The following is a 26,529-nucleotide window of genomic DNA, read 5'->3' as shown; positions in this document are numbered from 1 at the left end:
TCCGTTATCTTATTTCTTTGAAAGTGCGGCGAGAATGCGCGCCCCTTGGCGGCACTTGCCGCCAAAATTCTGGCCTCACTTGGCGGCAAGTGCCGCCAAAATTCTGGCCCAAGAGCGCTGACCTTTATGGAAGGAGGACAGCTCGTATTTTTCATTCGGAGAATGGATGCGGTCATCCTCAAGGCCGAAGCCGACCAGCAGGGAGTCCATGCCGAGGAATTTGTCGAAGTCACCGACAATCGGAATAGAGCCGCCCATGGCAATCAGCACCGCAGGGTTAGGCCATTCGTCAGACAAAGCCTGCTTGGCCTGTGTCACCAGCGGTGAATCATAGGAAAGCTGGATAGCCGGTGAACCGCCATGCGGGTGGAATTCCACGCGGCAATCGGCAGGAAGACGGGCTTCGACGAATTTGCGGAAATTGGCGCGGACTTTATCCGGATCCTGCTTATGTACGAGGCGGAAGGAGACTTTGGCAGATGCTTCCGCAGCGATCACGGTTTTGAAGCCTTCACCGGTATAGCCGCCGATCATGCCGTTGACTTCGGCAGTCGGGCGCGCCCATGTCTGTTCCAGAACACTGCGTCCCTGTTCGCCCGATGGTACGGACAGACCGATAGGACCGAGGAAATTCTCAGGGGTACGGCCAAGACCTTCCCATGACTTGAGAACCTGGCTCGGTGTTTCTTCCACGCCTTCATAGAAATCTTCTACGGTTACGCGACCGGTTTCATCATGCAGATCTGCAAGGATTTTTGACAGTACATGCAGCGGGTTAGCTGCTGCACCGCCGAAGAAACCGGAATGCAGGTCGCGGTCAGCGGCTTTAATGGTGATCTGTTCACCAACCAGACCACGCAGGCCAACGCAGATCGCCGGTGTATCACGGTTCCACATCGAGGTGTCGCAAACCAAAGCAACATCGGCTTTGAGTTCTTCTTTGTGGCTGTCGAGGAATGGCTTGAGCGATGGTGAACCGGATTCTTCTTCACCTTCAAACAAGATGGTCACTTTAACCGGCAGTTGACCATGGACTGCTTTATAAGCGCGGCAGGCTTCGACAAAAGTCATCAACTGGCCTTTGTCATCGGATGTACCGCGACCGGTCAGGATTTTACGGCCGGCTTCAACTTCTTTAACCGCAGGATCAAACGGGTCATTTTCCCAGAGATTCAGCGGGTCTACCGGCTGCACATCGTAATGGCCGTAAAACAGTACATGCGGGGCATCTGCCGTTGCACCTTCATGATGGGCAACAACCATCGGGTGACCCGGTGTATCGCGCACGCTGGCATCAAAACCAATGCTCTTCAGATCTTCTACCAGCCATTCCGCAGCTTTGCGGCAGTCGGCTTTAAAAGCCGGATCTGTCGAAATGGATTTGATGCGCAGAAGATCAAACAGATGATCGACACTGTTGTCGAGATTCTGATCGAGGTGCTGAAGAACAGGTTCAAGTGCTGACATGTTACCCTCATGAAAAAGCATGCTTCGACTCGCAAAGCATGAATGTGTTTTTAAAGTCCGGACGGTTTTAGCGTAAATGGCCGGAGACTGTACAGGGATGATGTCGGGCATTTGCTGTAAAAGTGGGAACGGCTTTTGCGTAAACTCAATGCACAGCAATAAATGGCAGTTGTTGTCTTTAACCGGAAAAGCAAAAGCCGTTACGGTGAGGGGAACCGTAACGGCTTGTAATAAATGGTGGCAGCCAGAGGGGGGGGGAGGCTACCACCCCGGTTTTCCGGCGGGGGACATGCCGAAAAACGGAAACCGACAATGTTGTCGATAGGGCTAATGTGGCCAGAAAAAGTGGCAATACAAGGGCTGAAACGCGGCGTGTCAGTCACAAAAAAGTTATTGCTTATAGGGTGCCGGACAGGGCGGAAGATAAGCGAGGATTATTTCGTAACGAGCGATATGGCGTGATTTCTTTTTTCGCGCTTATGCTTTACATCTTTTACCATGAAAAAAGGTGATCATCTCTTCCTCGTCGACGGCTCCGGCTATATTTTCCGCGCATATCACGCCTTGCCGCCACTCACCCGCAAATCAGACGGTTTGCCGGTTGGTGCGGTGTCCGGTTTCTGCAACATGCTGTGGAAGCTCCTGAAAGATGCGCGCAATACGGATGTCGGCGTGGTGCCGACCCATTTTGCGGTTATCTTCGATTATTCGTCACAGACTTTCCGTAAGGAAATCTATCCGGAATATAAAGCTAACCGTACTGCCCCGCCGGAAGATCTGATCCCGCAATTCGGCCTGATCCGTCAGGCCACGCATGCTTTCAACCTGCCTTGCATCGAAAAGGAAAGCTATGAGGCCGATGATATTATCGCCACCTATGCCCGACTTGCCGAAGAGGCCGGTGCGACAGTCACGATCATCTCATCCGATAAAGACCTGATGCAGCTGGTGACTGAACAAGTCTCGATGTATGACGGCATGAAGGACAAGCAGATTTCAATCCCTGAAGTGATTGAAAAATGGGGTGTGCCGCCGGAGAAGATGATCGACCTGCAATCGCTGACCGGCGATTCAACCGATAATGTTCCGGGCATTCCGGGCATCGGGCCCAAAACTGCCGCGCAATTGCTGGAAGAGTTCGGCGATCTGGATACGCTGCTTGCCCGTGCTTCCGAGATTAAACAGAATAAACGCCGCGAGAATATTATCGCTTTTGCGGATCAGACCCGCATTTCGCGTCAGCTTGTGACATTGAAGAATGATGTGCCTCTGGAGATTGATCTTGACGGGCTGATGCTGGAACCTCAGGACGGGCCGAAGCTGATCGGCTTCCTGAAGGCGATGGAACTGACCACGCTGACCCGCCGTGTGGCAGAGGCCACAGATACGGTTGCGGCCGAGATTGAGCCGATTACTGTGGAGACAGAATGGGGCGCGGAAGCACGCGGCCCTGATCTTGATCGTGGCACAGATGTTGCTGAAACTTCCGTACCGGAAAAAGCGGTTGCGACTGTAAGTGCAGAAAACAACGGCCAGCTGATGCGGCCGCAGACGCTGGTGGAAGCCCGCAAAGCGCAAGGCACTTCTGACAAGATCGATCATGCTGCTTATGTTGGCATTACCGATATTGCGGTGCTGAAAGACTGGATCGATCAGGCGATTGATCAGGGTTTTGTGGCTTTTGACACTGAGACAACCTCGCTTGATCCGATGCAGGCCGAGCTGGTCGGTTTCTCGCTGGCCTTGGCGGCAGGCAAAGCCTGTTACGTGCCGCTGACACATAAATCCGGTCAGGGTGATCTGCTCGGCGGCGGGCTGATTGAAGGGCAAATTCCGCTGAATGCAGCCCTTGCAGAACTAAAGCGGCTGCTGGAAGATCCGTCAGTGCTGATCATTGCCCAGAATATGAAATATGACTGGCTGGTCATGCATCGTCTCGGCATTAATATTGCGCGTTTTGACGACACGATGCTGCTGTCCTATGCGCTGGATGCAGGCACCGGCACCCATGGCATGGATGTGCTGGCAGAACGCTGGCTTGGGCACACAACAATCCCTTATAAGGAAGTAGCGGGTACCGGAAAATCGGCCGTGACTTTTGACATGGTGCCGATTGACCGCGCCATCGCCTATGGTGCGGAAGATGCCGATGTCACATTGCGCCTGTGGCAGGTGCTGAAACCGCGTCTGGCGGCCGATGGTATGGCTTCGGTTTATGAGCGGCTGGAACGCCCGCTGGTTGAAGTGCTGGCGCGGATGGAAGAGCGCGGTGTCAGCGTTGACCGCCAAATTCTCTCCCGCCTTTCCGGCGATCTGGCGCAATCGGCTGCGGCTATTGAAGATGAGATTTATACGCTTGCCGGTGAAAAGATGAATATCGGCTCACCGAAGCAGCTTGGCGATATTCTGTTTGGCAAACTCGGCCTGCCGGGTGGTTCAAAAACCAAGACCGGCCAGTGGTCGACCTCTGCGCAGGTGCTGGAAGATCTGGCGGCGGAAGGCCATGAGCTGCCGCGCAAGATTGTGGACTGGCGCCAGCTTACCAAGCTCAAATCCACCTATACGGATGCATTGCCCGGTTATATTCACCCTGAAACTAAGCGGGTGCATACATCTTATTCTATGGCGGTAACGACGACAGGACGTCTGTCTTCGTCAGAACCGAACCTGCAGAATATTCCGGTGCGCACCGCTGAAGGCCGCAAAATCCGCACTGCCTTTGTGGCACCGCAGGGTAAAAAGCTGATCTCTGCCGACTATAGTCAGATTGAACTGCGTGTACTCGCGCATGTTGCGGATATTGCGCAGCTGAAAAAAGCCTTTGATGACGGTATCGACATTCACGCGATGACAGCCTCTGAAATGTTCGGCGTGCCGGTAGAGGGCATGCCGTCAGAAGTGCGCCGTCGCGCCAAGGCAATCAATTTCGGTATTATTTACGGCATTTCGGCCTTCGGCCTTGCCAATCAGCTGTCCATTCCGCGTGAAGAGGCCAGCTCATATATCCGTACCTATTTTGAGCGTTTCCCCGGTATCAAGGATTATATGGAAACAACCAAGGCTGCTGCGCGTGAACAAGGCTATGTCGAGACTATTTTCGGCCGCCGTATTCATTATCCGGAGATCAAAGCCAGCAATCCGCAGGTGCGTGCGTTTAATGAAAGGGCGGCGATTAACGCGCCTATTCAGGGGTCAGCAGCAGATATTATTCGTCGCGCGATGATCCGCATGGAACCGGCACTGGCAGACGCGAAACTCGATGCGCAAATGCTGTTGCAGGTGCATGACGAACTGATCTTCGAGGTTGATGACGCGCAGGTTGATGCGACCATTGAAGTGGTGCGTGAGGTGATGGTCAATGCGGCAATGCCGGCTGTTTCGATGGCTGTGCCGTTGCAGGTTGATGCCAGAGCCGCGCAAAACTGGGATGAAGCGCATTGATCTTATGCAGTTAATGCAGTAAGAGGCACCAGAACATGTTGCAGAACTCCGGTTTTGCAACATAAGCGCCTTAAAAAGCGAAAGACTGGTCTTCTGTGCGGAATAGATTGTAACAATCGCCCGTTGCAGGTTGACCTCAATGTCATTCGCCTTTACGTAGCGCAGCATCATCACTTATTGTTGTTTGCTTATTTACGTTACCGGTCACGGATGTGTGAAAGCATGGTATACGGCTTTTTGCCGTTTCATCATGAATGAAGCCAGGGATGGGACATTTGCTTCTGAAACTTCAGGGCAAATAATGTCGGGGCCAGTTGATGCGTGGGTGAGCCATTGCTGAAAGTCATTCATGACCTTGCCTTCTACTATTGCACCAGCCCTTGCCGGTGCGCTCAAAGCTCGTGGCTATGAGGAACTGACCTCCGTTCAGGAAGCTATGCTGACGCCTGACAATGACGGTCGCGATCTGCTGGTTTCTGCTCAGACCGGTTCCGGTAAAACTGTTGCTTTTGGTATTGCCATGGCACCTGATCTGCTCGAACAGGGCGATCGTCTGGAAGCCCCGCGTGCGCCATTGGCTCTGATTATTGCGCCGACACGCGAACTGGCTTTGCAGGTTGCCCGCGAGCTGGAATGGCTCTACGCACCAACGGGTGCCCGTATCACCACTTGCGTTGGTGGTATGGATATCCGTACCGAACGCCGCAATCTGGAACGCGGTGCACATATTATCGTGGGTACACCGGGTCGTCTGCGCGATCATATTACCCGCCGTGCGCTGAACATGTCTGATCTGCGTGCCGTTGTGCTTGATGAAGCCGATGAAATGCTTGATCTCGGTTTCCGCGAAGATCTGGAATTCATCCTCGGTGAAGCACCGGAAGATCGCCGCACACTGATGTTCTCAGCGACGGTTTCCAAATCCATTGCTTTGCTTGCCAAGCGTTTCCAGAAAGATGCATTGCGCATTACTGCCACTGCGTCCCATGAAAAACATGCTGATATTACTTATCAGGCGATGATTGTGCCGCCGCATGAGCGCGAAAACGCGATCATCAACACGCTGCTGTACTATGATAATGTTAACACTATTATCTTTGCTTCCACCCGTGAAGGCGTGAAACATCTGGCAAGCCGTCTGAGCAATCGCGGTTTCTCGGTTGTGGCGCTGTCCGGTGAATTGTCTCAGGCTGAGCGTACCAATGCACTGCAATCCATGCGCGATGGCCGTGCCCGCGTTTGCGTAGCAACAGACGTTGCTGCACGCGGTATTGATCTGCCAAATCTCGATCTGGTTATTCACGCCGATCTGCCGAATAATGGTGAAACATTGCTGCACCGCTCCGGTCGTACCGGTCGTGCCGGTCGTAAGGGCACCTGTATTCTGGTGGTTCCTTTCTCCCGTCGCCGTTCGGCTGAGCGTCTGCTGCAGATGACACGTCTGGATGCCAAGAGCATTGCAGCGCCGACCATTAATGCGGTTCAGGAAAAAGTTCGTGAGGTTATCCTCAGCAGCGAACGCCTCAGCGATGAGATTCCTGAAGACATGCAGGAACTGATGCGCGAATTGCAGGCGCGTTATACGCCTGAACAGATCGCAGCCGCTTATCTCCGTCGTGAAATTGAAAGCCGTCCGGCACCGGAAGATGTTTCTGAAGGTCCGGTACGCGCCTTGGGTGCACCGGCACGCGAGCGCGGTGAACGTGGCGAACGCTCCGAGCGTGCTCCGCGTGAAGACCGTTCCTCCTTCAATGGCGGTGCATGGTTTACACTGTCGGCTGGTCGCAAACATCGTGCCGATCCGAAATGGATTCTGCCGCTGATCTGTAAAGCCGGTCAGGTTTCCAAGGGTGATGTCGGTGCGATCCGTATTCTCGAAAATGAAACCCGTTTCGAGATTAACAGCGAAAAAGCCAAAGAATATTTTGCGACTGTTGAAGAACAGGGTACCGGCGAAAAAGGTCTGGTGATCCGCACTTCAACCGCACCTGAGCAGGAAAGCCGTGGCCCGCGTTCTGATCGCGGTGGTGAGCGTCGCTTTGACAAGCGCGGTGGTGATGACAAGCCGGGCTGGGGCGCGCCGAAAGGCAAATCCCGCTTTAAAGGTGGCGAAGGCAAGCCTTACGGCGATAAGCCAAAAGGGCCGCGCAAGCCACGTGAAGGCGGCGATCGTAAATTCTCCCGTTGAAATCTAAGCTTTGAAGAACCCGCTCTCTGAGCGGGTTTTTTATTTTCATAAGGTAATAACTTGCTGTTTCGCAATGGCTGGGCTAGGTATCTGATATATTAGACTGCTTTTAAGGCAGGCTTTATGCGCAGGGAGGATATCGCAGCTATGACCGCAACCATTACCATCACGCTTGATGAAGCTTACAATCTTGCGGAAAAGACCTTTATTAAACTTGGTCTTTCTCAGGAACATGCGCAGGCCAATGCGCGTTTGCTGCAAAGCTGCCAGCGTGATGAATGTGACTCTCACGGGCTTTATCGGGTACTGAGCTGTGCTCAGACCATTAAAACCGGTGCTGTTGTGCTGGATGCGGAGCCGGTAGTGGAAGACCGTGCCGGCGGTATTGTCGCTGTGGATGCCAAAGGCGGTTATTCTTTGCTGGCGCTGGAAAAAGGCCTGCCGATGCTGGTGGAGAAAACCCGTAAACTCGGCATTGCCGCGATGGCGATCAATCATTGTGTGCATTTCTCGGCTCTGTGGCCGGAAGTGGAAATGCTGGCAGAACATGGTCTTGTCTCGCTGACAATGGTGCCGAGCCATTCATGGGTCGCACCTGCCGGTGGTAAAACCGGTGTGTTCGGTACCAATCCGATCGCTTTCGGCTGGCCGCGCGCCGGTAAATATCCGTTTGTTTTCGACTTTGCCACCAGTGCTGCGGCGCGCGGTGAGATTGAATTGCATCGCCGTGCAGGCAAGCCCATCCCATTGGGCTGGGCAGTTGATAAAGATGGTGAGCCGACAATTGACGCTGAGACTGCACTGCAAGGCGCGATGCTGACATTCGGCGGTTATAAAGGTTCGGCTTTGTCTGCCATGGTCGAATTGCTGGCGGGGCCGCTGATCGGTGATATGCTGAGCCTTGAATCTCAGGAGTGGGATAATGGCCGTGGTGCAACGCCGAAACACGGGGAAATCGTGATTGCCTTGAATCCGGAGAGTTTCCTCGGCGCAGCAATGGCAGAGCATATGGGGCGGGCGGAGAAAATGTTCTCGGCGATTACAGATCAGGGGGCACGGCTGCCTTCGCAGCGCCGCTATGAAGCCCGTGAACGCAGTCTGGCCAATGGCACGGTGACAATTCCGCAGAAGCTTTACGATGATATCCGTGCGCTGTAACGGCTAAATCGTCTAGAGCGCCGTGTGCCAGACTTGGCACACAAAGGTCGCTCTAACACTTTAAAATTAGAGCATAATTTTACCTTAAACTGATCCAAGTTTAAGGAATTATGCTCTATCATTTTGAAACTGCGGCACAAGTATCACGCCCCTTTGAAAAACGCAGTTCATAATTGCTTAAGAATTGACCGTGAAGCGGTGCATTGTTATCGCTTTACACGGAAAAGGTTTTGTCTGGGCAGCATTGTTTCAGACAAATGAAAAGGGAACACGGTGCTTAATCCGTGACTGCCCCCGCAACTGTAACGGTGAGCGGCCTCCGGTAAGCCACTGTCTGAGAGGGCGGGAAGGCGGAGCGTTCGTGATGACCCGCAAGTCAGGAGACCTGCCTTTTCCGGTCACCAGCCCGTGCACGAGGGGTGCGCAGGCGCGGACGTCCGTGACGGTGACATTGTTAAAATGTTGCCGTATGCGGATAAGTGACTGTTTATTCAGCCTGTCTCAAATGCGGTTTGTATCATTCAGGGCAATGTAATGCGGATAAAGTGTTGCATTGTCTGACCTATGGCGGGACAGCATGACACGCAATTTGTTGCAGCATAAAAAATCCATTTTGGTACTCGGAACGGCTTTGACAGTTTTCAGCCTTGGCAATGCGGCGCTGGCGCAAGAGAAAAAGCAGGAACCGGTACAGCTTAAAGAAATTCTTGTGACAGCCGGACGCACGCCGATTGAAGAAGGTAAGACCGGCCGTGCAGTGACTGTGATTACCGGCAAGCAGCTTGAGCAAAATCAGGTGCGTTATGTGGCCGATGCGCTGCGTATGGTGCCGGGTTTTGCCGTGTCGCGTCAGGGTACAAAAGGCGGTATGACCAATATTCGTGTGCGTGGTGCTGAAGCTAATCATTTGCTGGTAATGGTTGACGGCGTTGAAATGAATGCCGCTTCCGGCGATGCCTATGATTTCGGCGCTTTACAGGCGGAAGATATCGACCGGATTGAAATTCTGCGCGGTCCTCAGAGCGCATTCTGGGGCTCGAATGCATTGGCCGGTGTGGTGAATATTATCACCAAAGGCGGCAAGCGCGATGGTTTCAAAATCAGCGGTACAACGGAAGCCGGCAGCCAGAATTCATGGCTCGGCGGCGTGCTTTTGCAGGGCGGTGCTGAAAATTATGATATGGCGCTGGCCGCCTCATACCGCCGCACCAAAGGTTTCAACATTTCCAATATCGGCGATGAAAAAGACGGCGATGAAAATCTGACACTGAATGGTAAGGTCAATATTGATCTGTCGGAGACAGCCAAACTCGACGCGACTTTGCGTTATGTGAAGAACCGCACTGATCTCGATAATATGACGTCCCTTAACCCGCTGGATTCAATCGGTCTGGAAGGTAAGACGAATGAGCTTCTGGGCAGTGTTGGTCTGACATGGACAGCATTGGATGATGCGCTGACGCAGAAACTGCGTTTCACCGGCAGTGACCGCAAATATGAATATATTGCACCAGACTATCCTGCTGAAAATAAAGGCAGCCGCTATACGGCGTCCTATCAGGCGACCTATGCTTTCGATACGCCGAGTTTTGCGGATGCACGTCACAAAATTACCGGCGGTATAGAATGGCAGCAGGAGCGTTTCCGTCAGGTGGCGACGGAGAATGATTTGTCCAATCCGTGGATGGATCCGACCCAGTTTGAACATCATAAGCGCTCAATGTATTCTTTTGTCGGCGAATATAATGGTGAGTTTGCGGATCAGTTTTTCGTTAATCTTGGTTTGCGCCATGACGTGAATAAAGATTTTGACGATGCCACAACTTTCTCTCTGAGCGGTGCATGGGCTATTCCTGATACTAATGCTCGTTTGCACAGCTCGGTCGGTACCGGTGTGACCAATCCGACTTTCTATGAGCAGTTTGGTTTTTCTGCAGGTTTTGTTGGTAATCCCGACTTGAAGCCAGAGAAGAGTCTTGGCTGGGACATTGGACTGGAATATGCTTTCTTCGATGGTCTTTTGGTAACGGATGTTACTTATTTCAAGCAAAATTTGCGTGAGGAGATCTCAACAATTTATACTGGTTGGTCGCCAACTGGGGTGGAAAATCTTGATGGTAAGAGCAAACGTCACGGCGTGGAACTGGCAGCAACATTGAACTTATTTTATGGTTTTACAGCTGGTGGTGCTTATACCTATACTTCGTCACGCAATCCTGATGGGACAGAAGCTGTGCGTCGTCCGCGACATTCCGGTTCTGTGAATGTGGCTTATACATTCTATGAGGATCGTGCCCGCTTGTTCGGTGAAGCGGTATTCAATGGTGAAATGAAAGATACCGGTTTACGGACATTGGACAAATATACCGTCGTTAACATCGGCGGCAGCTATAAGTTCACAGATAAACTTGAAGGTTATGCCCGTATCGAAAACCTGTTCGATAAAAAATATCAGGAAGTCTACGGCTATAATACACCGGGTCGCGGCGCATTTGCCGGTTTGAAAGCCTCTTTCTGAGAATGGTGCGTTTAACCGCCCTCATCAGTTTTACTAAAAGGCAGGCCGTTCTCGCGGCCTGCCTTTTGTGCTTCTGCATCTTACCTGTGCAAGCGCAGGTAATGTCAAAGCGGGTGGTTTCACTCAATCTTTGTACGGATATTCTGGCACTGTCGCTGGGTGATCCGTCTCAGATTGTCTCCGTCAGCCATATTGCGGCAGATCCGGTTTCTTCGCCGGTCGCAAAACAGGCCGGAAATTATTATCTCAACCGTTCCGGTCTTGAGGAAATACTGGCGCTGAAGCCCGATCTGGTTTTGGCCTCGGTCTACACAGCGCCGGACAAGCTTGCAGTTCTGGAGCGGGAAGGTGTCAGGATTGAGCGTTTCGGCTATGCGCAGAGCTTTGCTGATATCCGCCAACAGATCGCGCAAATGGGGCAGGTGCTAGGGCAGCAAGACAATGCACAGTCACAAATTGCTGAAATTGATCAGATGCTTGGGTCTTTGCAGAAGAATACTCAACCGGTATCCGCGTTGCTTTATGAGCCTAATGGTTACACCTCCGGAGTGGGAACATTGTCTGATGAGATTATGAAGCTGCTGGATATTACCAATTTGGGTGCCAGTGACAGCAGACTGGCAGCAGGGCGTGTATCGCTGGAAGATCTCATTCGCCTGAAGCCGGATATGATCATTGAGCCTGAATTTTATGAGAAACCGGCGCTGGCCTATCAGAATTACCGGCATCCGGTTATGAAGGCTTTGGTAAGTGAGCAGGGGCGTAAAACACAACATGTGGCAGTGCCTGCGCGCAGCTGGTCGTGCGGTTCAGTCTATACGCTGGAAGCGGTGAGAATATTGCAGCGTGCCAGACAGGCAAACGGAGAGCGATGATGGATCAGAACCGGCGCTATTATGGTCTGTTGCTTGTGCTTGGCGTGGTGCTGATCGCCTTGTTTGCTATCTCACTGCTGACCGGTTCGTCTTCCATCAGTTTTATGCAAGGGCTGTCCGGCTTGTTCGGGATAGGCGACAGCGATACAGTGCTGATCATGCAGCAATTGCGGCTTCCCCGTGCCTTACTAGGCTTGATGATCGGTTTGACATTGGGCTTGTCCGGTGCGGCTTTGCAAGGTTATTTACGCAATCCTTTGGCGGAGCCCGGATTGCTTGGCGTTAGTTCGTCTGCTTCACTTGGCGCGGTTCTGGCGCTTTATAGCGGACTGTCTTTGCTGTTTCCTTTAAGTCTGCCGCTGATGGCACTGGGTTTTGCATTTATCGCAGTGATATTGGTGCAGTTTCTGGCAGGAGGTAGCGGTTCGACCATTACGGTTATTCTGGCCGGTGTTGCGGTTTCTGCCTTTGCCGGTGCGCTGACATCACTGGCACTGAGCCTTGCGCCCAATCCTTTTGCCCTGATGGAAATTGTCTTCTGGATGCTCGGCTCCTTAAATGATCGTTCCATGAGCCATGTCTGGCTGGTGCTGCCGTTTATGAGCCTTGGCTGGCTTATGTTGATCCTGTCAGGCCGTTCACTGGATGCGCTGACTTTGGGGCAGGAAACCGCAGCCAGCATGGGTGTTGATTTGCGCAAAGTGCAGTTTCTGGTTGTTGCAGGCACGGCGATGAGTGTCGGCGCGGCAACGGCTGTGGCAGGAGCAATTGGCTTTATCGGGCTGGTAGTGCCGCATGTCTTGCGCCCGTTAGTTGGCTCCCGTCCGTCGCGTCTGCTACCGGCTTCGGCACTGGGCGGAGCGGTTATGTTGCTGGCTGCTGATATTTTTGTACGTCTTATTCTTCCGGAGAAGGATCTGAAACTCGGCGTTCTGACGGCTTTGATCGGTGCACCATTCTTCCTGCATCTGGTGTGGAGATTGCGCAAAGGAGCAGAAATTTGAGCCTGTTACGCGTTGAAAATCTCTCGGTTTCCCGCCAGAAGCGCATCGTTGTTGACAGAGTTTCTTTCACTATAGGTGAAGGCGAGTTTGTCGGTCTGATCGGTCCGAATGGTGCGGGAAAGTCTACGCTGTTGCGTGCTTTGCTGGCGCAACTGCCTTATCAGGGCTCGGTCACTTTGAACGGACAGGAAAGCGCGCAGCTTAAAAGCATAAAGCGTGCACAGTTTCTGTCCTATATTGCGCAGGATCGTGAGATCAGCTGGAATATGCGCGTTGAGGCTGTGGTGCAGCTCGGCCGTCTTGCTCGTCTGCCGCAATTCTCCGGCCTGAGCAAAGAGGATCAGCAACAGATTACCTCTGCCATAGAAGCGCTGGAGATTACTCATCTGCGCGATAAACCGGCGCGGGAATTATCCGGCGGTGAACAGGCACGGGTACTGATTGCCCGCGCCATTGCGCAGGATACGCCTTTGATGCTGGCCGATGAGCCGGTGGCAGGGCTTGATCCGGCACATCAGCTGGGTTTGATGCAGATTTTCCGCGAGCTTTCCACACGTGGCCGCAGCATTATCTGCACATTGCATGATCTGGGACTGGCCGCACGCTGGTGTACCCGCCTGCTTTTGTTGAAAGACGGTTGTCTGGTGGCTGATGGCGCACCGGCGGATATTCTGAGGGAAGACGTGATCCGCGATCTCTATGGTGTAGGAGTGTATCGTGCGCAAACACCGGACGGTCTCATTATCCAGCCGACACATATTGTAAGATAAATAAAAAACGCCGGAATTTCCGGCGTTTTTTGGATTATGCAAAATGGATTAAACGTCCAGATTGGCAACGCTAAGCGCATTGTCCTGAATGAACTCGCGGCGTGGTTCCACTTCGTCACCCATCAGGCGCGAGAACAGCGCATCGGCGCTGGTTGCATCTGTCACTTTTACCTGCAGCAGCGAGCGTGCATTCGGATCCAGCGTAGTTTCCCAAAGCTGCTCGGCATTCATTTCGCCAAGACCTTTATAGCGCTGCAGCGACAGACCTTTGCGACCGGTTGCAAAAACTGCTTCCAGAAGCTGAAGCGCACCGGAAATGGTTTCGCTCTTATCTTTGCGGCGCAGAACCGGCGGCGTGGAATAAACCTCATGCAGTCGTTCGCTGAAACGATCCAGCTGACGGGCATCGGCAGAACCAAGCAGCGCCATGTCGATAATCGCGGTATCTTTTACGCCGCGCAACATACGTTCAAAGCGGAAACCTTCTTCCGGTGAATAGGTGCCGCTCCAGCCGCGTTCCATATCTTCGGCGATCATGTCGAGGCGTTTGGCAACCGCATCGGCCAGAGCCTGTGCTTTCGCAGGATCGTTGGACGCTTCCACATTCATCGCACCGGCAATCACAGCCTGCTCGATCACTGCACGGTCGTAGCGTGTATGCAGGCCGTTCAGCACTGTGCGCAGATTGCGGGCGTCATTGATGATCGACAGCAGATCGGCACTGGCACGGACTTCACCATTGCCGAGCTCCAGAGTTGCTTCTTCGAGACCGGTTTCAATGAGGAAGTCCTCAAAAGCGGCTTCGTTCTTGATATATTGCGAAGACTTGCCGCGTGTCACTTTGTAGAGCGGCGGCTGCGCAATATAGATATGACCGCGCTCAATCAGCTCCGGCATCTGACGGAAGAAGAATGTGAGCAGCAATGTGCGGATGTGAGCGCCGTCGACGTCAGCATCCGTCATGATAATGATTTTGTGATAGCGCAGCTTTTCCGGATTGAAACCGCTGGTCTCGTCCTTACCAATCGAGGTGCCGAGCGCAGTGATCAGCGTACCGATCTGGTCGGAGGAGAGCATACGGTCAAAACGGGCGCGTTCCACATTGAGGATCTTACCGCGCAGCGGCAGAATAGCCTGATTTTGACGCGAACGACCGCCCTTGGCAGAACCACCAGCCGAGTCACCCTCAACGATGAAGATTTCGGACTTGGCCGGATCGCGTTCCTGACAATCTGCCAGCTTGCCCGGCAGAGAGGTGATGTCGAGCGCACCTTTACGGCGTGTCAGATCGCGGGCTTTACGCGCTGCTTCACGCGCGGCAGCCGCTTCCACAACCTTGGACATCAGCACTTTGGCTTCACTTGGATGTTCTTCCAGCCATGTGGCCAGCGCTTCATTAACGAGGCTTTCCACGACAGGGCGAACTTCCGAAGACACCAGCTTGTCTTTGGTCTGGGATGAGAATTTCGGATCCGGCACTTTTACCGAGAGCACCGCTGTCAGACCTTCACGACAGTCATCACCGGTCAGATTGACTTTCTCTTTCTTGGCAATGCCGGAGCTTTCCGCATAGCCGGTCATCTGACGGGTCAGCGCACCGCGGAAACCGGCAAGATGTGTGCCGCCGTCGCGCTGCGGAATATTATTGGTGAAGCACAGCACGCGCTCATGATAGGTGTCGTTCCACCACATGGCGACTTCAACGGTCATGCCGTCTTTTTCGCTGATAATATAGATTGGATTTTCAAGCAGTGCTTTTTTGGACTGGTCGAGATATTTGACAAATTCCTGCAGACCACCGTCATAATGCAGAACCTGCTCAATCACATCCGCATGGCGCTTATCAGCCAGTTTGATGCGTACGCCGGAATTCAGGAATGCCAGTTCACGCAGACGGCGTTCCAGCGTCTCATAGCTGAATTCAACCATGGTGAAAGTGTCCGGCGACGGCAGGAAGCTGACTTCTGTGCCGGTTTCATCGCCTGCATTGCCGGTTTCCACCAGCGGTGCATCAGCCACACCATGGGTAAAGCTCATTTCATGAATTTTACCGGCGCGGCGGATTTTAAGCTTCAGCCAGATGGAAAGCGCGTTCACCACGGAAACGCCCACGCCATGCAGACCACCGGAAACCTTATAGGAGTTCTGGTCGAATTTACCGCCTGCGTGCAGCTGGGTCATGATAACCTCAGCGGCAGACACGCCTTCTTCCTTATGGATATCGGTCGGAATACCGCGGCCGTTATCGGTTACAGTGCAGGAACCGTCGGCATTCAATGTCACGGTAACCAGTGTCGCATGACCGGCAAGCGCCTCGTCAATCGCGTTATCCACCACCTCGTAAACCATGTGATGCAGGCCGGAGCCGTCATCCGTATCACCGATATACATGCCCGGGCGCTTGCGCACCGCATCAAGCCCTTTCAGAACGCGGATGGAATCCGCGCCATATTCAGGATTAGTCGCATTGATATCTGCGGAAAGGTTCTCGCCTTGAGGATTTTCAGTGGTCTCGCTCATGAAAGACTTTCGTTAGCGTTGCCGTAAGGCTTATGCCGTCCGGTAAAAAATTTGGCTGATTATAGATTCCGGCTTACCGGAACGGGCCGGAAAGTGCTGAAACGAATCAGGCTGAAATGGTCTCTTTAATATAGTCGCTGAGAGCCGATTTACCAAATTTTAGCGCTGAAAAACGGCATAATTACCAGTTTTTATGTAATAAACCGCGCCCGAGGCGAAAGGCCTTGCAAGAGCCTGTCTGCATCGGGCGCGGATATGTTCAATTCTGCTTCAAAAGCGCGGATCAGACAGTTACAAACTGTCCCATCATGCCGACATCTTCATGCTCCAGCACATGGCAATGGAACATGAACGGATGCGAGCGTTTGCCTTCTGCTTTGAAGTGAACGAGCAGTTCGGCTTCACCGTCGACCAGCACGGTGTCTTTCCATCCCTGCTGATAATCCGGTGCTGCCTGACCATTCTTGGACAGGACGCGGAAATTGGCGCCGTGAATATGGAACGGGTGTCCCATTTCAACAGATTTCAGCTTCCAGATTTCCATGGAACCGAGCTTAGCTTCCACATCCACACGGCTCATGTCGAAAGGCTTATCCGCAATCGACATGGTGATGCCGGAGGTGGCAGCAGTCAGCGACGGTCCCATCTGGTCAGCTGAACGTGCCGAATGTTCGCCATGATCCATCTCTCCGGACATCATTTCCTGCATCTTTGACGGTTGCGGCATTTGCATCTGCCCCATCTGGCTGTGATCCATTTTGCTATGGTCCATCTGCCCCATTTGACCCATCGGGGAGCTTTCGCCGCCCATCATTTTCTTGCGCATCATCGCCATGTTACCGGCCATGTTTTCATCAAAGACGAAAGAGCGGGTTTTGACGGACTTGGCCGGATCGGCAGCAGCCGGTTCTTCCAATGCGGAAACAAGTTTCATCACATCGGCTTTCAGACCATCGCTCACCTCAAAACGCATCAAATGCTCAAGGCTTTGTGCATCACCCAGTTTCGGTGTTCTGCCGGAGCCGTCATCCGGCAGGCTGGTAAAGTCCGCAGCCATACCATTGGAGAAATCCACCAGCACTTCATAGCGCTCACCCGGTGCAATGGTCAGAATATTGACAGCTACAGGTTTGGCGAGGAAGCCGCCATCGGAAGCAATCGCGTGCATCATCCGGCCATCGCTGAAATGGAAGTGATAATTGCGCGAATTGGAGGCATTGAGCAGGCGAAGGCGCACAATGCTCTGCGGTACGGTGGCAACGGGGGCAATAGCACCGTTGACGGTGAGATATTGACCGCGGAAACCATGCATCAGATCCATGAAATCCGGCGCATAAACATTGTCACCGTCAATCACGCGGCGATCCTGAAATACCAGAAACAGGTCGTCGGTGCCGAATGTATCCGGCAGGCCGCGTTCACGGTCGCCGCCATCGCTGACATGCAACATACCGGCCGCACCCATATGTGCCTGACGGGCAGTTTCCATATGCGTATGCGGGTGGAACCAGTTGAACGATGCCGGTTGATTGATGTCAAATTCCGGCTGCCATGTGGCGCCTGCATTAATCACATTATGCGGCCCGCCATCCATATCAGACGGGATCATCAGCCCGTGCCAATGCAGAGTGGTGACTTCATCCATCGCATTTTCAATGGCGAAACGCACATGGGATTTGTTTTGCAGACGCAGAACAGGGCCGAAATAATTACCATTAATACCGGCGGAAGCGGCGCTGCTGCCAGCCTGAAAATTGTGGCGGCCTTTAGCGATCTTCAGTTTTACCAAACCGCTATTATCCGGCTGCAAAAGAGCGGGATGGGGCAGTTTCACACCTGCTGGAGCAGCAGATGCGGCAGGTGCCATATTGTGCATATCATGGGCGCCCTGTGCGCTTGCGCGATTGAGGTGCAGAGCTGGCAGGGCAACAGCGGACAGACCGCCAAGGCCGAACAGCATGGCCTGACGACGATTAAGTGTTTTCATCGGAATACTCCGTTTATGTCAGAAAATATTGTCACCTGCGCTGAAGGTCAGCGCGGTGCATTGTGATTTTCAGGCAAAAACAGAAATGGGAGGGCGATCGGAAAGGGCAGGCGGCAGTCCGTGCAAAGCCTGCATATAGGGCGCGCTTAGTGTGCGCGGAAAGGCATCAATTTGTGCCATAACCGGTGCTACAGGAACAGGCATAACACAGCCGCTGACTGCACAGGCCATGCCTTTGGTGCTGTGATGCTGGCCGGTTTCCGGGGCTTTATTGTGCTGCCCGTGATCCATGGTTTCAGGTGCGGGCGCAACATGTGTAATTTCGGCTGCAACCGGCATAACAGGTGTGTAAGCCTGTGCAGACATCTGAAAGGCACAAAACTGCAGCATCATGAACGCAAGCAGAAACAGCATAAGCCGGTATGGCAGGCTGATAATGCTGTTGATTGCGGATGACACGGAAGCGGGCTTTCATATTTCTCTGGAGTTAACAGCACATATAGGCAGGCGGGGCAGCCTTGACCAGTGCGCGTTCCAAGTTTCCTGTCAGATAATTACGGCAAAATTTGCGGGATCGCTGTTTTGCCTTATTGTCTTTCCTATATCTGTTTGAGGTAGTCGCTGTTTCCGGTGCTGCCAGAGCCTTTACAGCGCATTCAACTTGCTGTGTACGCTCTGGATTCTTGAGTGACGCATGCTTGCGGACGTTAAATGAAGACATTTAGCTGCGGCATGCGTTGGGGGGGGGCACAAGGCTGATACCAGAACAGCATGATGAAACATTTTCAGGATGGCATCATGACTGAATTGCTACGATCTTCACTTTCAAATGCCGGTGCAATTCCGGCAAAGCACCCTTTTGTGCCACCGGCACCGGTTCCGCGTAAAGATCCGGTCGGGCGGCTGGAGCTGATGCGGATTGTCTATCGTAACCCGTTAGAGCTTTGGGGCGAGCCTTCCTATAATGAGCCGTGGGTTGAGGTGAACTGGCTCGGTATGCATACGATTATTGCCAATGATCCGGCGCTGATCCGTCATGTTCTGGTGGAAAATCCGCAAAATTATCCGATGGGTACCATCCGTCAGCGCGTTTTGCGCCCGATCCTGCGTGATGGTTTGTTGACCGCCGAAGGCTCCACATGGCGGCGTTCACGCAAGGCTATGGCGCCGGTGTTCACACCGCGTCATATTCACGACTTCGCTGATGCCATGCTGAAAAGCGCGCAGACCTTCACCAACCGCTATCGTATATCCGGCACAGTGACAGATGTGTCGCGGGATATGACATTGCTGACCTATGATATTCTGGCTGAGACACTATTTTCCGGCGAGATTGCCGGTGATCCGAAGGAATTTGCCCGCCAGACAGATCGTCTGTTCGAGACGATGGGACGGGTCGATCCGTTTGATCTGCTTGGCGCGCCGGACTGGTTGCCCCGCCTGACACAATTGCGTGGCCGCCGTTCCCTCGGCTTTTTCCGCTCGATAGTTGCGCAGACCATTCAGCTGCGCAAAGAGCGGATGGATCGCGGTGAAGCCGTGCCGAATGATTTCCTGACATTGTTATTGCAGACGGAAACTTCCGCTGAAAAACCGGATGGTCTGTCGAGGGATGAGATTGAGGATAATCTCATCACGTTCATCGGTGCAGGGCATGAAACAACTGCACGGGCACTGGGCTGGACGCTTTATCTTCTGGCGCAGGATGCGCAGGAACGTGCTGTTGTTGAGGCGGAAATTGATGCATTCATGAATGGTGAAGGCAAGGATTTACCGCCGCATCAATGGCTGGAAAAACTACCGCTGACCCGCGCCGCTTTTGAGGAGGCGATGCGGCTTTATCCGCCTGCGCCCTCGATCAACCGTGAGGCGCTTGCGGATGATCAGTTTGGCGACCTGAAAATTCCGGCAGGTACGGCGGTGATCGTGATGCCGTGGACAATCCACCGGCACCGGAAATATTGGGATAATCCGGAGGCATTTATTCCGGCGCGGTTTCATCCGCAAAACCGCGATAAGATCGACCGTTTTCAATATCTGCCATTCGGTGCGGGCCCGCGCGTCTGTATCGGCGGCAGTTTTGCCATGCAGGAAGCGGTGATTGCTCTGGCGGTTCTGTTGTCAAAGCATCGTTTTGATATGGTGGGAAATGCGAAGCCGTGGCCGGTACAGAAACTGACCACTCAGCCTAAAAACGGTTTGCTGATGAAGGTGACGCCGCGCTGAAATTCAGCGCGGCACATGACACATATTCCGTTTTTGATGTGACGAAAATGGTGTGGTTCGAGAACCGGCGCGCAGTGTACTTTAGTACATGAGCACCGGAAGCGCAGAAACGCGCCATTTGCAGACCATCAAAGCCGGAATATCACAGGCGGGCAGCGTGCCAACGCAAATGCTCATCCATAAAGGTTGAGATGAAATAATAGGAATGGTCATAGCCTTCCCGCATATTCAATGTGAGCGGGATGGCCGCCTTGGCGCAGGCTTCCTGCAACAGCCACGGGCGCAGACCATCATCCAGAAAACTGTCCGCTGTGCCCTGATCGACCAGCAGGCTTTCAATCCGGTGACCGTCTTCAATCAGCGCGGTTGTGTCATAAGTGCGCCACGCGCTTTGATCACTGCCGAGATATTTCTCAAAGGCAGGCTTTGACCATCCGGCAGTAGAAGGCTGGGCAATTGGTGCAAAAGCGGAGACAGATTTAAAACGCTCAGGATTTTTCAGAGCAATGGTGATTGCGCCATGGCCGCCCATGGAGTGGCCGGTAATTGCCTGACGGGACATATCCAGCGGGAATTCCTGAGCCACCAGTTTGGTCAGTTCTTCTGTAACATAGCTGTACATCTGATAGTTTTTGGCAAAAGGCGCTTCTGTGGCATCGAGATAGAAACCTGCACCTTTGCCGAACTGCCAGTTATCCGGTTCATCCGGTACGTCATCGCCACGCGGGCTGGTATCAGGGCAGAGAATAGCGATGCCAAGCTCGGCGGCAAGACGGCGATATTCACCTTTATCCATGACATTCTGATGGGTGCAGGTCAGGCCGGAGAGATACCAGAGAACAGGCACCGGTCCGTGCTCGGCCTGCGGTGGCAGGAACAAAGCAAAAGTCATATCACACTGGCAGGCTTCACTTTTATGGCGATAGACGCCCTGCGTGCCGCCGAAGGCTTTTGCCTTTGAAATGATTTCCATGAACTAACTCCCCAGAGCCACAGCAACATTGACGGCTGCGGCCACAAGTACGGTATTGAAGAAAAAGGAAACGATACTGTGCAGCAGAGTGACCTTGCGCATGGCCGGTGTCGTGACGCTGGTATCGGAGGTTTGTGCGGTCATGCCTATCACATAAGCAAAATAGACAAAGTCATAACCGGAGGGCTCCGGCGTGTTCGGAAATTCAAAGCCGCCTTTATGTTTGCGTCCTGAGCTTCCGTCTTTGAGCGCGGTCTGATCCGGTTCCCAATACAGATGCGCATAATGCAGGGCTGTCATCATATGAATGGTAAACCAGCCAAGCGGCACTGCAGCCAGTGTCGCAGCAAATGTGAACAGATCATGCTGTTGTTGCTGATTTATCAGAATGAACAGCGATGTGATGGAGGAAATCACAGTCGCAAAAGTGACCAGAAAAATAATCCAGACCGGCTCGTCGGTACTTGCAGCATGTTTCTTCAAGTAAGCTGAACTTAAATGCGGCAATGCCCTGAAAGTCATCAGCAGATAGAGGATGAAGAAACAATTGACCGCAATTACCGGTGCCGGTGAAATGGAGAAAACCCGGCAGATCAGAAAGACTGCCGCGCCGCATACCGCTGCAATATAGAAGGACATATGACGGCGCAGCAGAAAATTCATACAGAGGCTCCGTTTGCCGGTTCCAGACGCATGTCGATATGCGGAATGCCGTCTTCCAGATATTCTTCGGAAATGGCGACAAAACCAAATGAACCGTAGAATTTCTGCAAATGGCTTTGCCCGCCCAGCTCAATTGGCTGGTCAGGAAAGCGTGCTTGCGCAAAATCAACAGCTTCCTGCATCAGGCGCTGGCCGAGTTTGTAGCCCCTATAGTTTGGCGCTACCACAACACGGCCGATCTTCACTGCTTCATTCTCTTCCGGTGGCAGAACCCGCAGCGTCGCCGCGAGCTCCTCACCATCAAGAATGCTCAGGTGAAATGCACCAATATCCTTGCCGTCGATCTCCGCAAAGGCGCAATTCTGCTCGACGATGAACACATCCATGCGCAGCTTCAGCATTGCATAGAGTGCACGCGGTGTCAGATCGTCGATTTCGTTCCAGCGGGAAACAAACTGTTTCATCAGAATGTAATCACCGAACGGATCGACTTGCCTTCATGCATCAGATCAAACGCGGTGTTGATCTCATCAAGCGGCATTTTATGGGTAATCAGATCATCAATATTGATCTTGCCTTCCATGTACCAGTCAACGATTTTTGGCACATCGGTACGACCACGCGCGCCGCCGAATGCTGTGCCTTTCCAGACGCGGCCGGTGACCAGCTGGAACGGACGGGTGGCGATTTCTTTACCTGCTTCAGCCACGCCGATGATGATGCTTTCACCCCAGCCGCGATGGCAGCATTCCAGCGCCTGACGCATCACATCGGTATTACCGGTTGCGTCGAAGGAATAATCGGCACCGCCGTCAGTCAGGTCCTGAATGGCCTGCACCACCTTGTCATTGCCGATTTCACGCGGATTGATGAAGTCGGTCATGCCGAATTTCTTCGCCATTTCCACTTTGGCCGGATTGATATCAACGCCGATGATCTTATCGGCACCAACCATACGTGCGCCCTGAATAACATTGAGGCCGATACCGCCGAGGCCGAATACCACAACATTCGAACCCGGACGCACTTTGGCGGTATAAATCACAGCGCCGATACCGGTGGTAACACCGCAGCCGATATAGCAGATCTTGTCGAAAGGCGCGTCTTCACGCACTTTGGCCAGCGCGATTTCCGGCAGAACGGTGAAGTTCGAGAAGGTTGAGCAGCCCATATAATGGAAGATTTCGCCGCCGTCGCAGGAGAAGCGCGAGGTACGATCCGGCATCAGACCCTGACCCTGCGTGGCGCGGATCGAGGTGCAGAGATTGGAACGCTGCGACAGGCAGGTTTTGCACGAGCGGCATTCCGGTGTGTAAAGCGGGATCACATGGTCGCCCGGACGCAGTGTGGTAACACCGGCACCGACTTCCCGCACAATGCCTGCACCTTCATGGCCGAGAATGGCCGGAAATTTACCTTCTGAATCAAGGCCGGACAGCGTATAGGCATCGGTGTGGCACACGCCGGTTGCCATCACTTCCACCAGAACTTCACCGGCTTTCGGACCACCGATTTCGATTGTTTCAATAGTGAGGGGCTTATTGGCCTCCCAGGCAACGGCTGCGCGCGATTTCATGGCTTTGTTCCTCTTAAATCAGTGGTCTTTTATTTCAGATAAGAGCGGATAATCCGCATAAGCTGGTCGATTTCTGTATCCATTTCAGCCGGAGACAGGGCTTTCTGCGGCTGTTGGAAGGTCTCTTTTAAATGGCTTTCCATAACTTCCGCCATCAGGCCGGTAGCGGCACCACGCATGGCGGCAAGCTGCTGTAAAAGCGCACCGCATTCTGTGCCTTCCTCAACCGCGCGCTCAAGCGCCTCCGCCTGACCTTTGATGCGGCGCAGGCGTGTCATGACGCGTTTTTTGGCTTCCGGTGAATGGGGCATGGTTTTCTACTGATGAATATGGTGATGAAAATATATACTATGGGGGAGTATGTCAATTGATGTGCCATATCTGCTCCTCAAGAATAGTAAAGCATAACGCGGCTGTTTATAATTCGCAGCGATCAGAATCATTTATCAGGTGCGTTGTCTTTGCCTCAGCAGTCCGTTTCATCCCTTCCGCTTTTGCCTGTCCGTGAGGCGCTGCCGCAACTGGATCATGCCTTGCAGGCTGACGGCTCTGCCGTTCTGGTTGCGCCGCCCGGTGCGGGTAAGACGACTTTGGTGCCGCTGCATCTTTTACAGGCAGACTGGCGCAATGGTGGGCGGATTATCGTACTGGAACCGCGCAGGCTGGCAGCACGTGCAGCAGCCACGCAAATGGCACGCCTGCTGGGCGAAGAGGTTGGCAAAACAGTCGGCTACCGGATGCGCCTCGACAGCCGTTTTAATGCGCAGACGCAAATTCTGGTGGTGACGGAAGGCGTGTTCGCCCGCATGATCCTTGATGATCCGGAATTATCCGGTATCTGCGCGGTGCTGTTTGATGAATTCCATGAGCGCAGTCTGGATGCTGATTTCGGACTGGCGCTGGCGCTGGATGTGCAGGGAGCTTTGCGCCCCGATCTCAAAATTCTGGTGATGTCGGCAACGCTTGACGGTGCGCGGGTGGCGGAACTGCTCGATAATGCGCCGGTGGTGGAGAGTGAAGGCCGCAGTTTTCCGGTTGAAATCCGCTATCAGGAACGCAAAACCGATGAGCGGATTGAAGATGCAATGGCGCGGACAATCCGTGCCGTTCTGGCGGATGAACAGGGGAGCCTGCTGTGCTTCCTACCCGGTCAGGGTGAGATTGAACGCACAGTCCGTGCATTAGAAGGACGTGTGGGGGAGCATGTGATGCTCTGCCCGTTATATGGTGCCATGGACGGGCGCGATCAGGATGCGGCGATCAAACCAGCACCGGAAGGCACGCGCAAAGTGGTGCTGGCAACTTCGATTGCCGAAACCTCGATCACTATCGACGGCGTGCGGGTGGTGATCGACAGCGGGTTGTCGCGTCAGCCGCGTTTTGAACCGGCGACCGGCCTGACACGGCTGGAGACAGTGCGCGCATCGCAGGCGGCGATTACCCAGCGGGCAGGGCGTGCGGGGCGAACCCAATCGGGTATTGCGATCCGGCTCTGGCATGAGGGGCAAACATCATCGCTGCCGCGCTTTACCACGCCGGAAATTCTGGAAGCTGATCTGTCGTCGCTGCTGCTCGATTGTGCAGCATGGGGTGTGCAAAATGTCAGCGACTTGCGTTTGCTCGATCAACCCTCAGCGGCCAGCCTGAAAGAAGCGGCTACCTTGCTGAAGCGGCTTGGCGCACTGGATGCAGACGGGCGGCTGACAGCATCCGGCGAGCAGATCAGGAAGCTGGCTTTGCCGGTGCGGCTTGCGCATATGGTAGCCGAGGCTGCCAATCGCGGTGAAGCCTTGCAGGCGGCAGAGCTTGCCGTGCTGATGACCGAGCGGGGGCTCGGTGGCAATGATGTCGATCTCGATGCGCGGCTTTCCCGTTTCCGCCGTGACCGTGGTGATCGTGCGCAAAAGGCACGCGGACTGGCACGCTCGCTGATTAAAGATTTGCCGGTAGCCAATGCGCAAAATAAAGAAGAAGTTCACGCGGGGCGTCTGCTGCTGGATGCTTTTCCGGATCGTGTGGCCAAAGCGCGTGGCAATGGCGGGCAGTTTATTCTGGCCAATGGGCGCGGTGGTGAGCTGGATACCAGCCAGCATCTCTCCCGCGCGCCATGGCTGGTGGTTGCAGATCTGACCGGACGGGCAGGGGCGCAGCGTATTCTCTCTGCCGCTGAGGTGAGTGAAGAGGATATCCGCAAGAGTTTGGTGAGCCAGATCGAAGGCGGACAGCAGGTTGTCTATGACCCTGAACGCAAGGCCTTGCGTGCCCGTGAAGCGGTGCGGCTGGGAGCTATAACTCTGTCGGAGAAAAATCTCGCAGCGCCATCGGGTGAGGTAGCCGATTTGGGTGTTGTTCAGGCTGTGCGCCAATATGGTTTGGATATTCTGCCTTGGGATAAATCTTCCTTAACGCTGCGGCGCCGGCTCGGCTGGCTTTATCGCGGGCTTGGTGAGCCATGGCCGTCTATGGATGATGAACATTTGCTGGTGACACTGGAAGACTGGTTGCTGCCGTTCCTGACCGGTGAGGCGCGGCTCGATAAAATCAGTCAAACTGCTTTGATGAATGGCCTGCGCTCTCTCGTACCGTTTGATCTGCAACGGCAGATTGATACTTTGGCACCAACACATTTTACTGTGCCGACCGGCTCCAATATCGCAATTAATTATGAGGGCGATGAACCGGTAATCGCCGTGCGGGTGCAGGAGCTGTTCGGCCTGACGACGCATCCTTCCATTGCCCGCGATACGGTGCCGCTGTTGCTGGAGCTACTATCTCCGGCGCATAGACCGATCCAGATCACCCGCGATTTGCCGAATTTCTGGAAAGGCTCATGGGCCGATGTGCGCACCGATATGCGCGGCCGTTATCCCCGCCATGTCTGGCCGGAAAATCCCGCAGAGGCGGATCCCACTCGGCGTGCCAAACCACGCGGGACTTGAATATTTCGGCTCTTTTTTTGATTTGTCGCATTGTTACTCCAGTCAAGTTGAAACAACTTGACTGGAGTAACAATGCTTCGGCAGCCTGCAAATGGCACTCTTCTGCGCTTACCTAGGCTCACGTACTATTGTACGCTCCGCTCCGGTTCTCGCAGAGCACCATTTTCGGCTCGCCATAACCAAAATATGGCGGGAGCGTTCGGGGGAAATTAGCCTGCGGCAGG

18 protein-coding genes and 1 riboswitch are annotated in these 26,529 nt (G+C 53.6%); of the genes, 9 read left to right on the top strand and 9 right to left on the bottom strand.

Features of this window, described 5'->3' with window-relative positions; all coding sequences use genetic code 11:
- Nucleotides 1–75: 75 nt before the first annotated feature.
- Nucleotides 76–1,467, bottom strand: coding sequence for a dipeptidase (locus JNC80_RS02620; RefSeq protein ID WP_376709429.1), 1,392 nt, complete (start codon nt 1,465–1,467; stop codon nt 76–78).
- A 498-nt stretch (nt 1,468–1,965) separates the two neighbouring features.
- Between JNC80_RS02620 and polA the strand changes: the two genes are divergently transcribed.
- From polA to JNC80_RS02585, 7 genes are all read left to right on the top strand, one after another.
- Nucleotides 1,966–4,908, top strand: a complete 2,943-nt coding sequence (gene polA, locus JNC80_RS02615; protein ID WP_376709428.1) for a DNA polymerase I — start codon at nt 1,966–1,968, stop codon at nt 4,906–4,908.
- A gap of 349 nt (nt 4,909–5,257) precedes the next feature.
- Entirely contained in the window at nt 5,258–7,096 is a 1,839-nt protein-coding gene (locus tag JNC80_RS02610; RefSeq protein ID WP_376709427.1) for a DEAD/DEAH box helicase, read from the top strand.
- 147 nt (nt 7,097–7,243) lie between these two features.
- Nucleotides 7,244–8,254, top strand: coding sequence for an Ldh family oxidoreductase (locus JNC80_RS02605; RefSeq protein WP_376709426.1), 1,011 nt, complete (start codon nt 7,244–7,246; stop codon nt 8,252–8,254).
- A gap of 208 nt (nt 8,255–8,462) precedes the next feature.
- Nucleotides 8,463–8,661, top strand: a riboswitch (cobalamin riboswitch).
- Between the two features lie 170 nt (nt 8,662–8,831).
- Nucleotides 8,832–10,772: a TonB-dependent receptor gene (locus JNC80_RS02600; protein WP_376709425.1), complete on the top strand. Its 1,941-nt coding sequence runs from the start codon at nt 8,832–8,834 to the stop codon at nt 10,770–10,772.
- A gap of 101 nt (nt 10,773–10,873) precedes the next feature.
- Complete coding sequence (locus tag JNC80_RS02595; protein ID WP_376709424.1) at nt 10,874–11,647, top strand: ABC transporter substrate-binding protein; 774 nt, start codon at nt 10,874–10,876, stop codon at nt 11,645–11,647.
- The gene (locus tag JNC80_RS02590) at nt 11,647–12,651 is read left to right on the top strand and encodes a FecCD family ABC transporter permease (protein ID WP_376709629.1); all 1,005 of its coding nucleotides are present in this window, start codon (nt 11,647–11,649) and stop codon (nt 12,649–12,651) included. Before JNC80_RS02595 ends, JNC80_RS02590 begins: the two co-directional genes overlap by 1 nt.
- Entirely contained in the window at nt 12,648–13,421 is a 774-nt protein-coding gene (locus JNC80_RS02585; RefSeq protein WP_376709423.1) for an ABC transporter ATP-binding protein, read from the top strand. Before JNC80_RS02590 ends, JNC80_RS02585 begins: the two co-directional genes overlap by 4 nt.
- Before the next feature lie 48 nt (nt 13,422–13,469).
- Here the strand turns inward: JNC80_RS02585 and gyrB are convergent, their stop codons facing one another.
- From gyrB to JNC80_RS02570, 3 genes are all read right to left on the bottom strand, one after another.
- A complete protein-coding gene (gyrB, locus tag JNC80_RS02580; protein ID WP_116086275.1) occupies nt 13,470–15,941 on the bottom strand; it encodes a DNA topoisomerase (ATP-hydrolyzing) subunit B in 2,472 nt (823 codons plus the stop codon).
- A 283-nt stretch (nt 15,942–16,224) separates the two neighbouring features.
- Nucleotides 16,225–17,928 carry a multicopper oxidase CueO gene (cueO, locus tag JNC80_RS02575; protein WP_376709422.1) on the bottom strand — a complete coding sequence of 568 codons (1,704 nt, stop codon included), beginning with the start codon at nt 17,926–17,928 and terminating at the stop codon, nt 16,225–16,227.
- 69 nt (nt 17,929–17,997) lie between these two features.
- Nucleotides 17,998–18,387, bottom strand: a complete 390-nt coding sequence (locus tag JNC80_RS02570; RefSeq protein WP_376709421.1) for a hypothetical protein — start codon at nt 18,385–18,387, stop codon at nt 17,998–18,000.
- A 339-nt stretch (nt 18,388–18,726) separates the two neighbouring features.
- Here JNC80_RS02570 and JNC80_RS02565 point away from each other — a divergent pair, with 339 nt between their 5' ends.
- Nucleotides 18,727–20,154, top strand: coding sequence for a cytochrome P450 (locus JNC80_RS02565; protein WP_376709420.1), 1,428 nt, complete (start codon nt 18,727–18,729; stop codon nt 20,152–20,154).
- A gap of 142 nt (nt 20,155–20,296) precedes the next feature.
- Here the strand turns inward: JNC80_RS02565 and fghA are convergent, their stop codons facing one another.
- Genes fghA through JNC80_RS02540 form a run of 5 tightly spaced genes read right to left on the bottom strand, consistent with a single transcriptional unit; the run spans nt 20,297 to nt 23,677 of the window.
- Nucleotides 20,297–21,127: an S-formylglutathione hydrolase gene (gene fghA, locus JNC80_RS02560; protein WP_376709418.1), complete on the bottom strand. Its 831-nt coding sequence runs from the start codon at nt 21,125–21,127 to the stop codon at nt 20,297–20,299.
- Between the two features lie 3 nt (nt 21,128–21,130).
- Nucleotides 21,131–21,790 carry a DUF1345 domain-containing protein gene (locus JNC80_RS02555; protein ID WP_376709417.1) on the bottom strand — a complete coding sequence of 220 codons (660 nt, stop codon included), beginning with the start codon at nt 21,788–21,790 and terminating at the stop codon, nt 21,131–21,133.
- Nucleotides 21,787–22,254 carry a GNAT family N-acetyltransferase gene (locus JNC80_RS02550; RefSeq protein ID WP_116086285.1) on the bottom strand — a complete coding sequence of 156 codons (468 nt, stop codon included), beginning with the start codon at nt 22,252–22,254 and terminating at the stop codon, nt 21,787–21,789. Before JNC80_RS02550 ends, JNC80_RS02555 begins: the two co-directional genes overlap by 4 nt.
- The gene (locus JNC80_RS02545) at nt 22,254–23,366 is read right to left on the bottom strand and encodes an S-(hydroxymethyl)glutathione dehydrogenase/class III alcohol dehydrogenase (RefSeq protein ID WP_075654073.1); all 1,113 of its coding nucleotides are present in this window, start codon (nt 23,364–23,366) and stop codon (nt 22,254–22,256) included. Before JNC80_RS02545 ends, JNC80_RS02550 begins: the two co-directional genes overlap by 1 nt.
- Before the next feature lie 29 nt (nt 23,367–23,395).
- On the bottom strand, nt 23,396–23,677 hold the full coding sequence (locus tag JNC80_RS02540) for a metal/formaldehyde-sensitive transcriptional repressor (RefSeq protein ID WP_151158701.1): 282 nt from the start codon (nt 23,675–23,677) through the stop codon (nt 23,396–23,398).
- Nucleotides 23,678–23,827: 150 nt separating this feature from the next.
- Between JNC80_RS02540 and hrpB the strand changes: the two genes are divergently transcribed.
- The gene (hrpB, locus tag JNC80_RS02535; protein WP_376709416.1) at nt 23,828–26,305 is read left to right on the top strand and encodes an ATP-dependent helicase HrpB; all 2,478 of its coding nucleotides are present in this window, start codon (nt 23,828–23,830) and stop codon (nt 26,303–26,305) included.
- Nucleotides 26,306–26,529: the final 224 nt, after the last annotated feature.

The organism is Pseudochrobactrum lubricantis, assembly GCF_041929865.1.
Classification (GTDB): Bacteria; Pseudomonadota; Alphaproteobacteria; order Rhizobiales; family Rhizobiaceae; genus Pseudochrobactrum; species Pseudochrobactrum saccharolyticum.
This window is presented reverse-complemented; position numbering and strand designations above follow the sequence as displayed.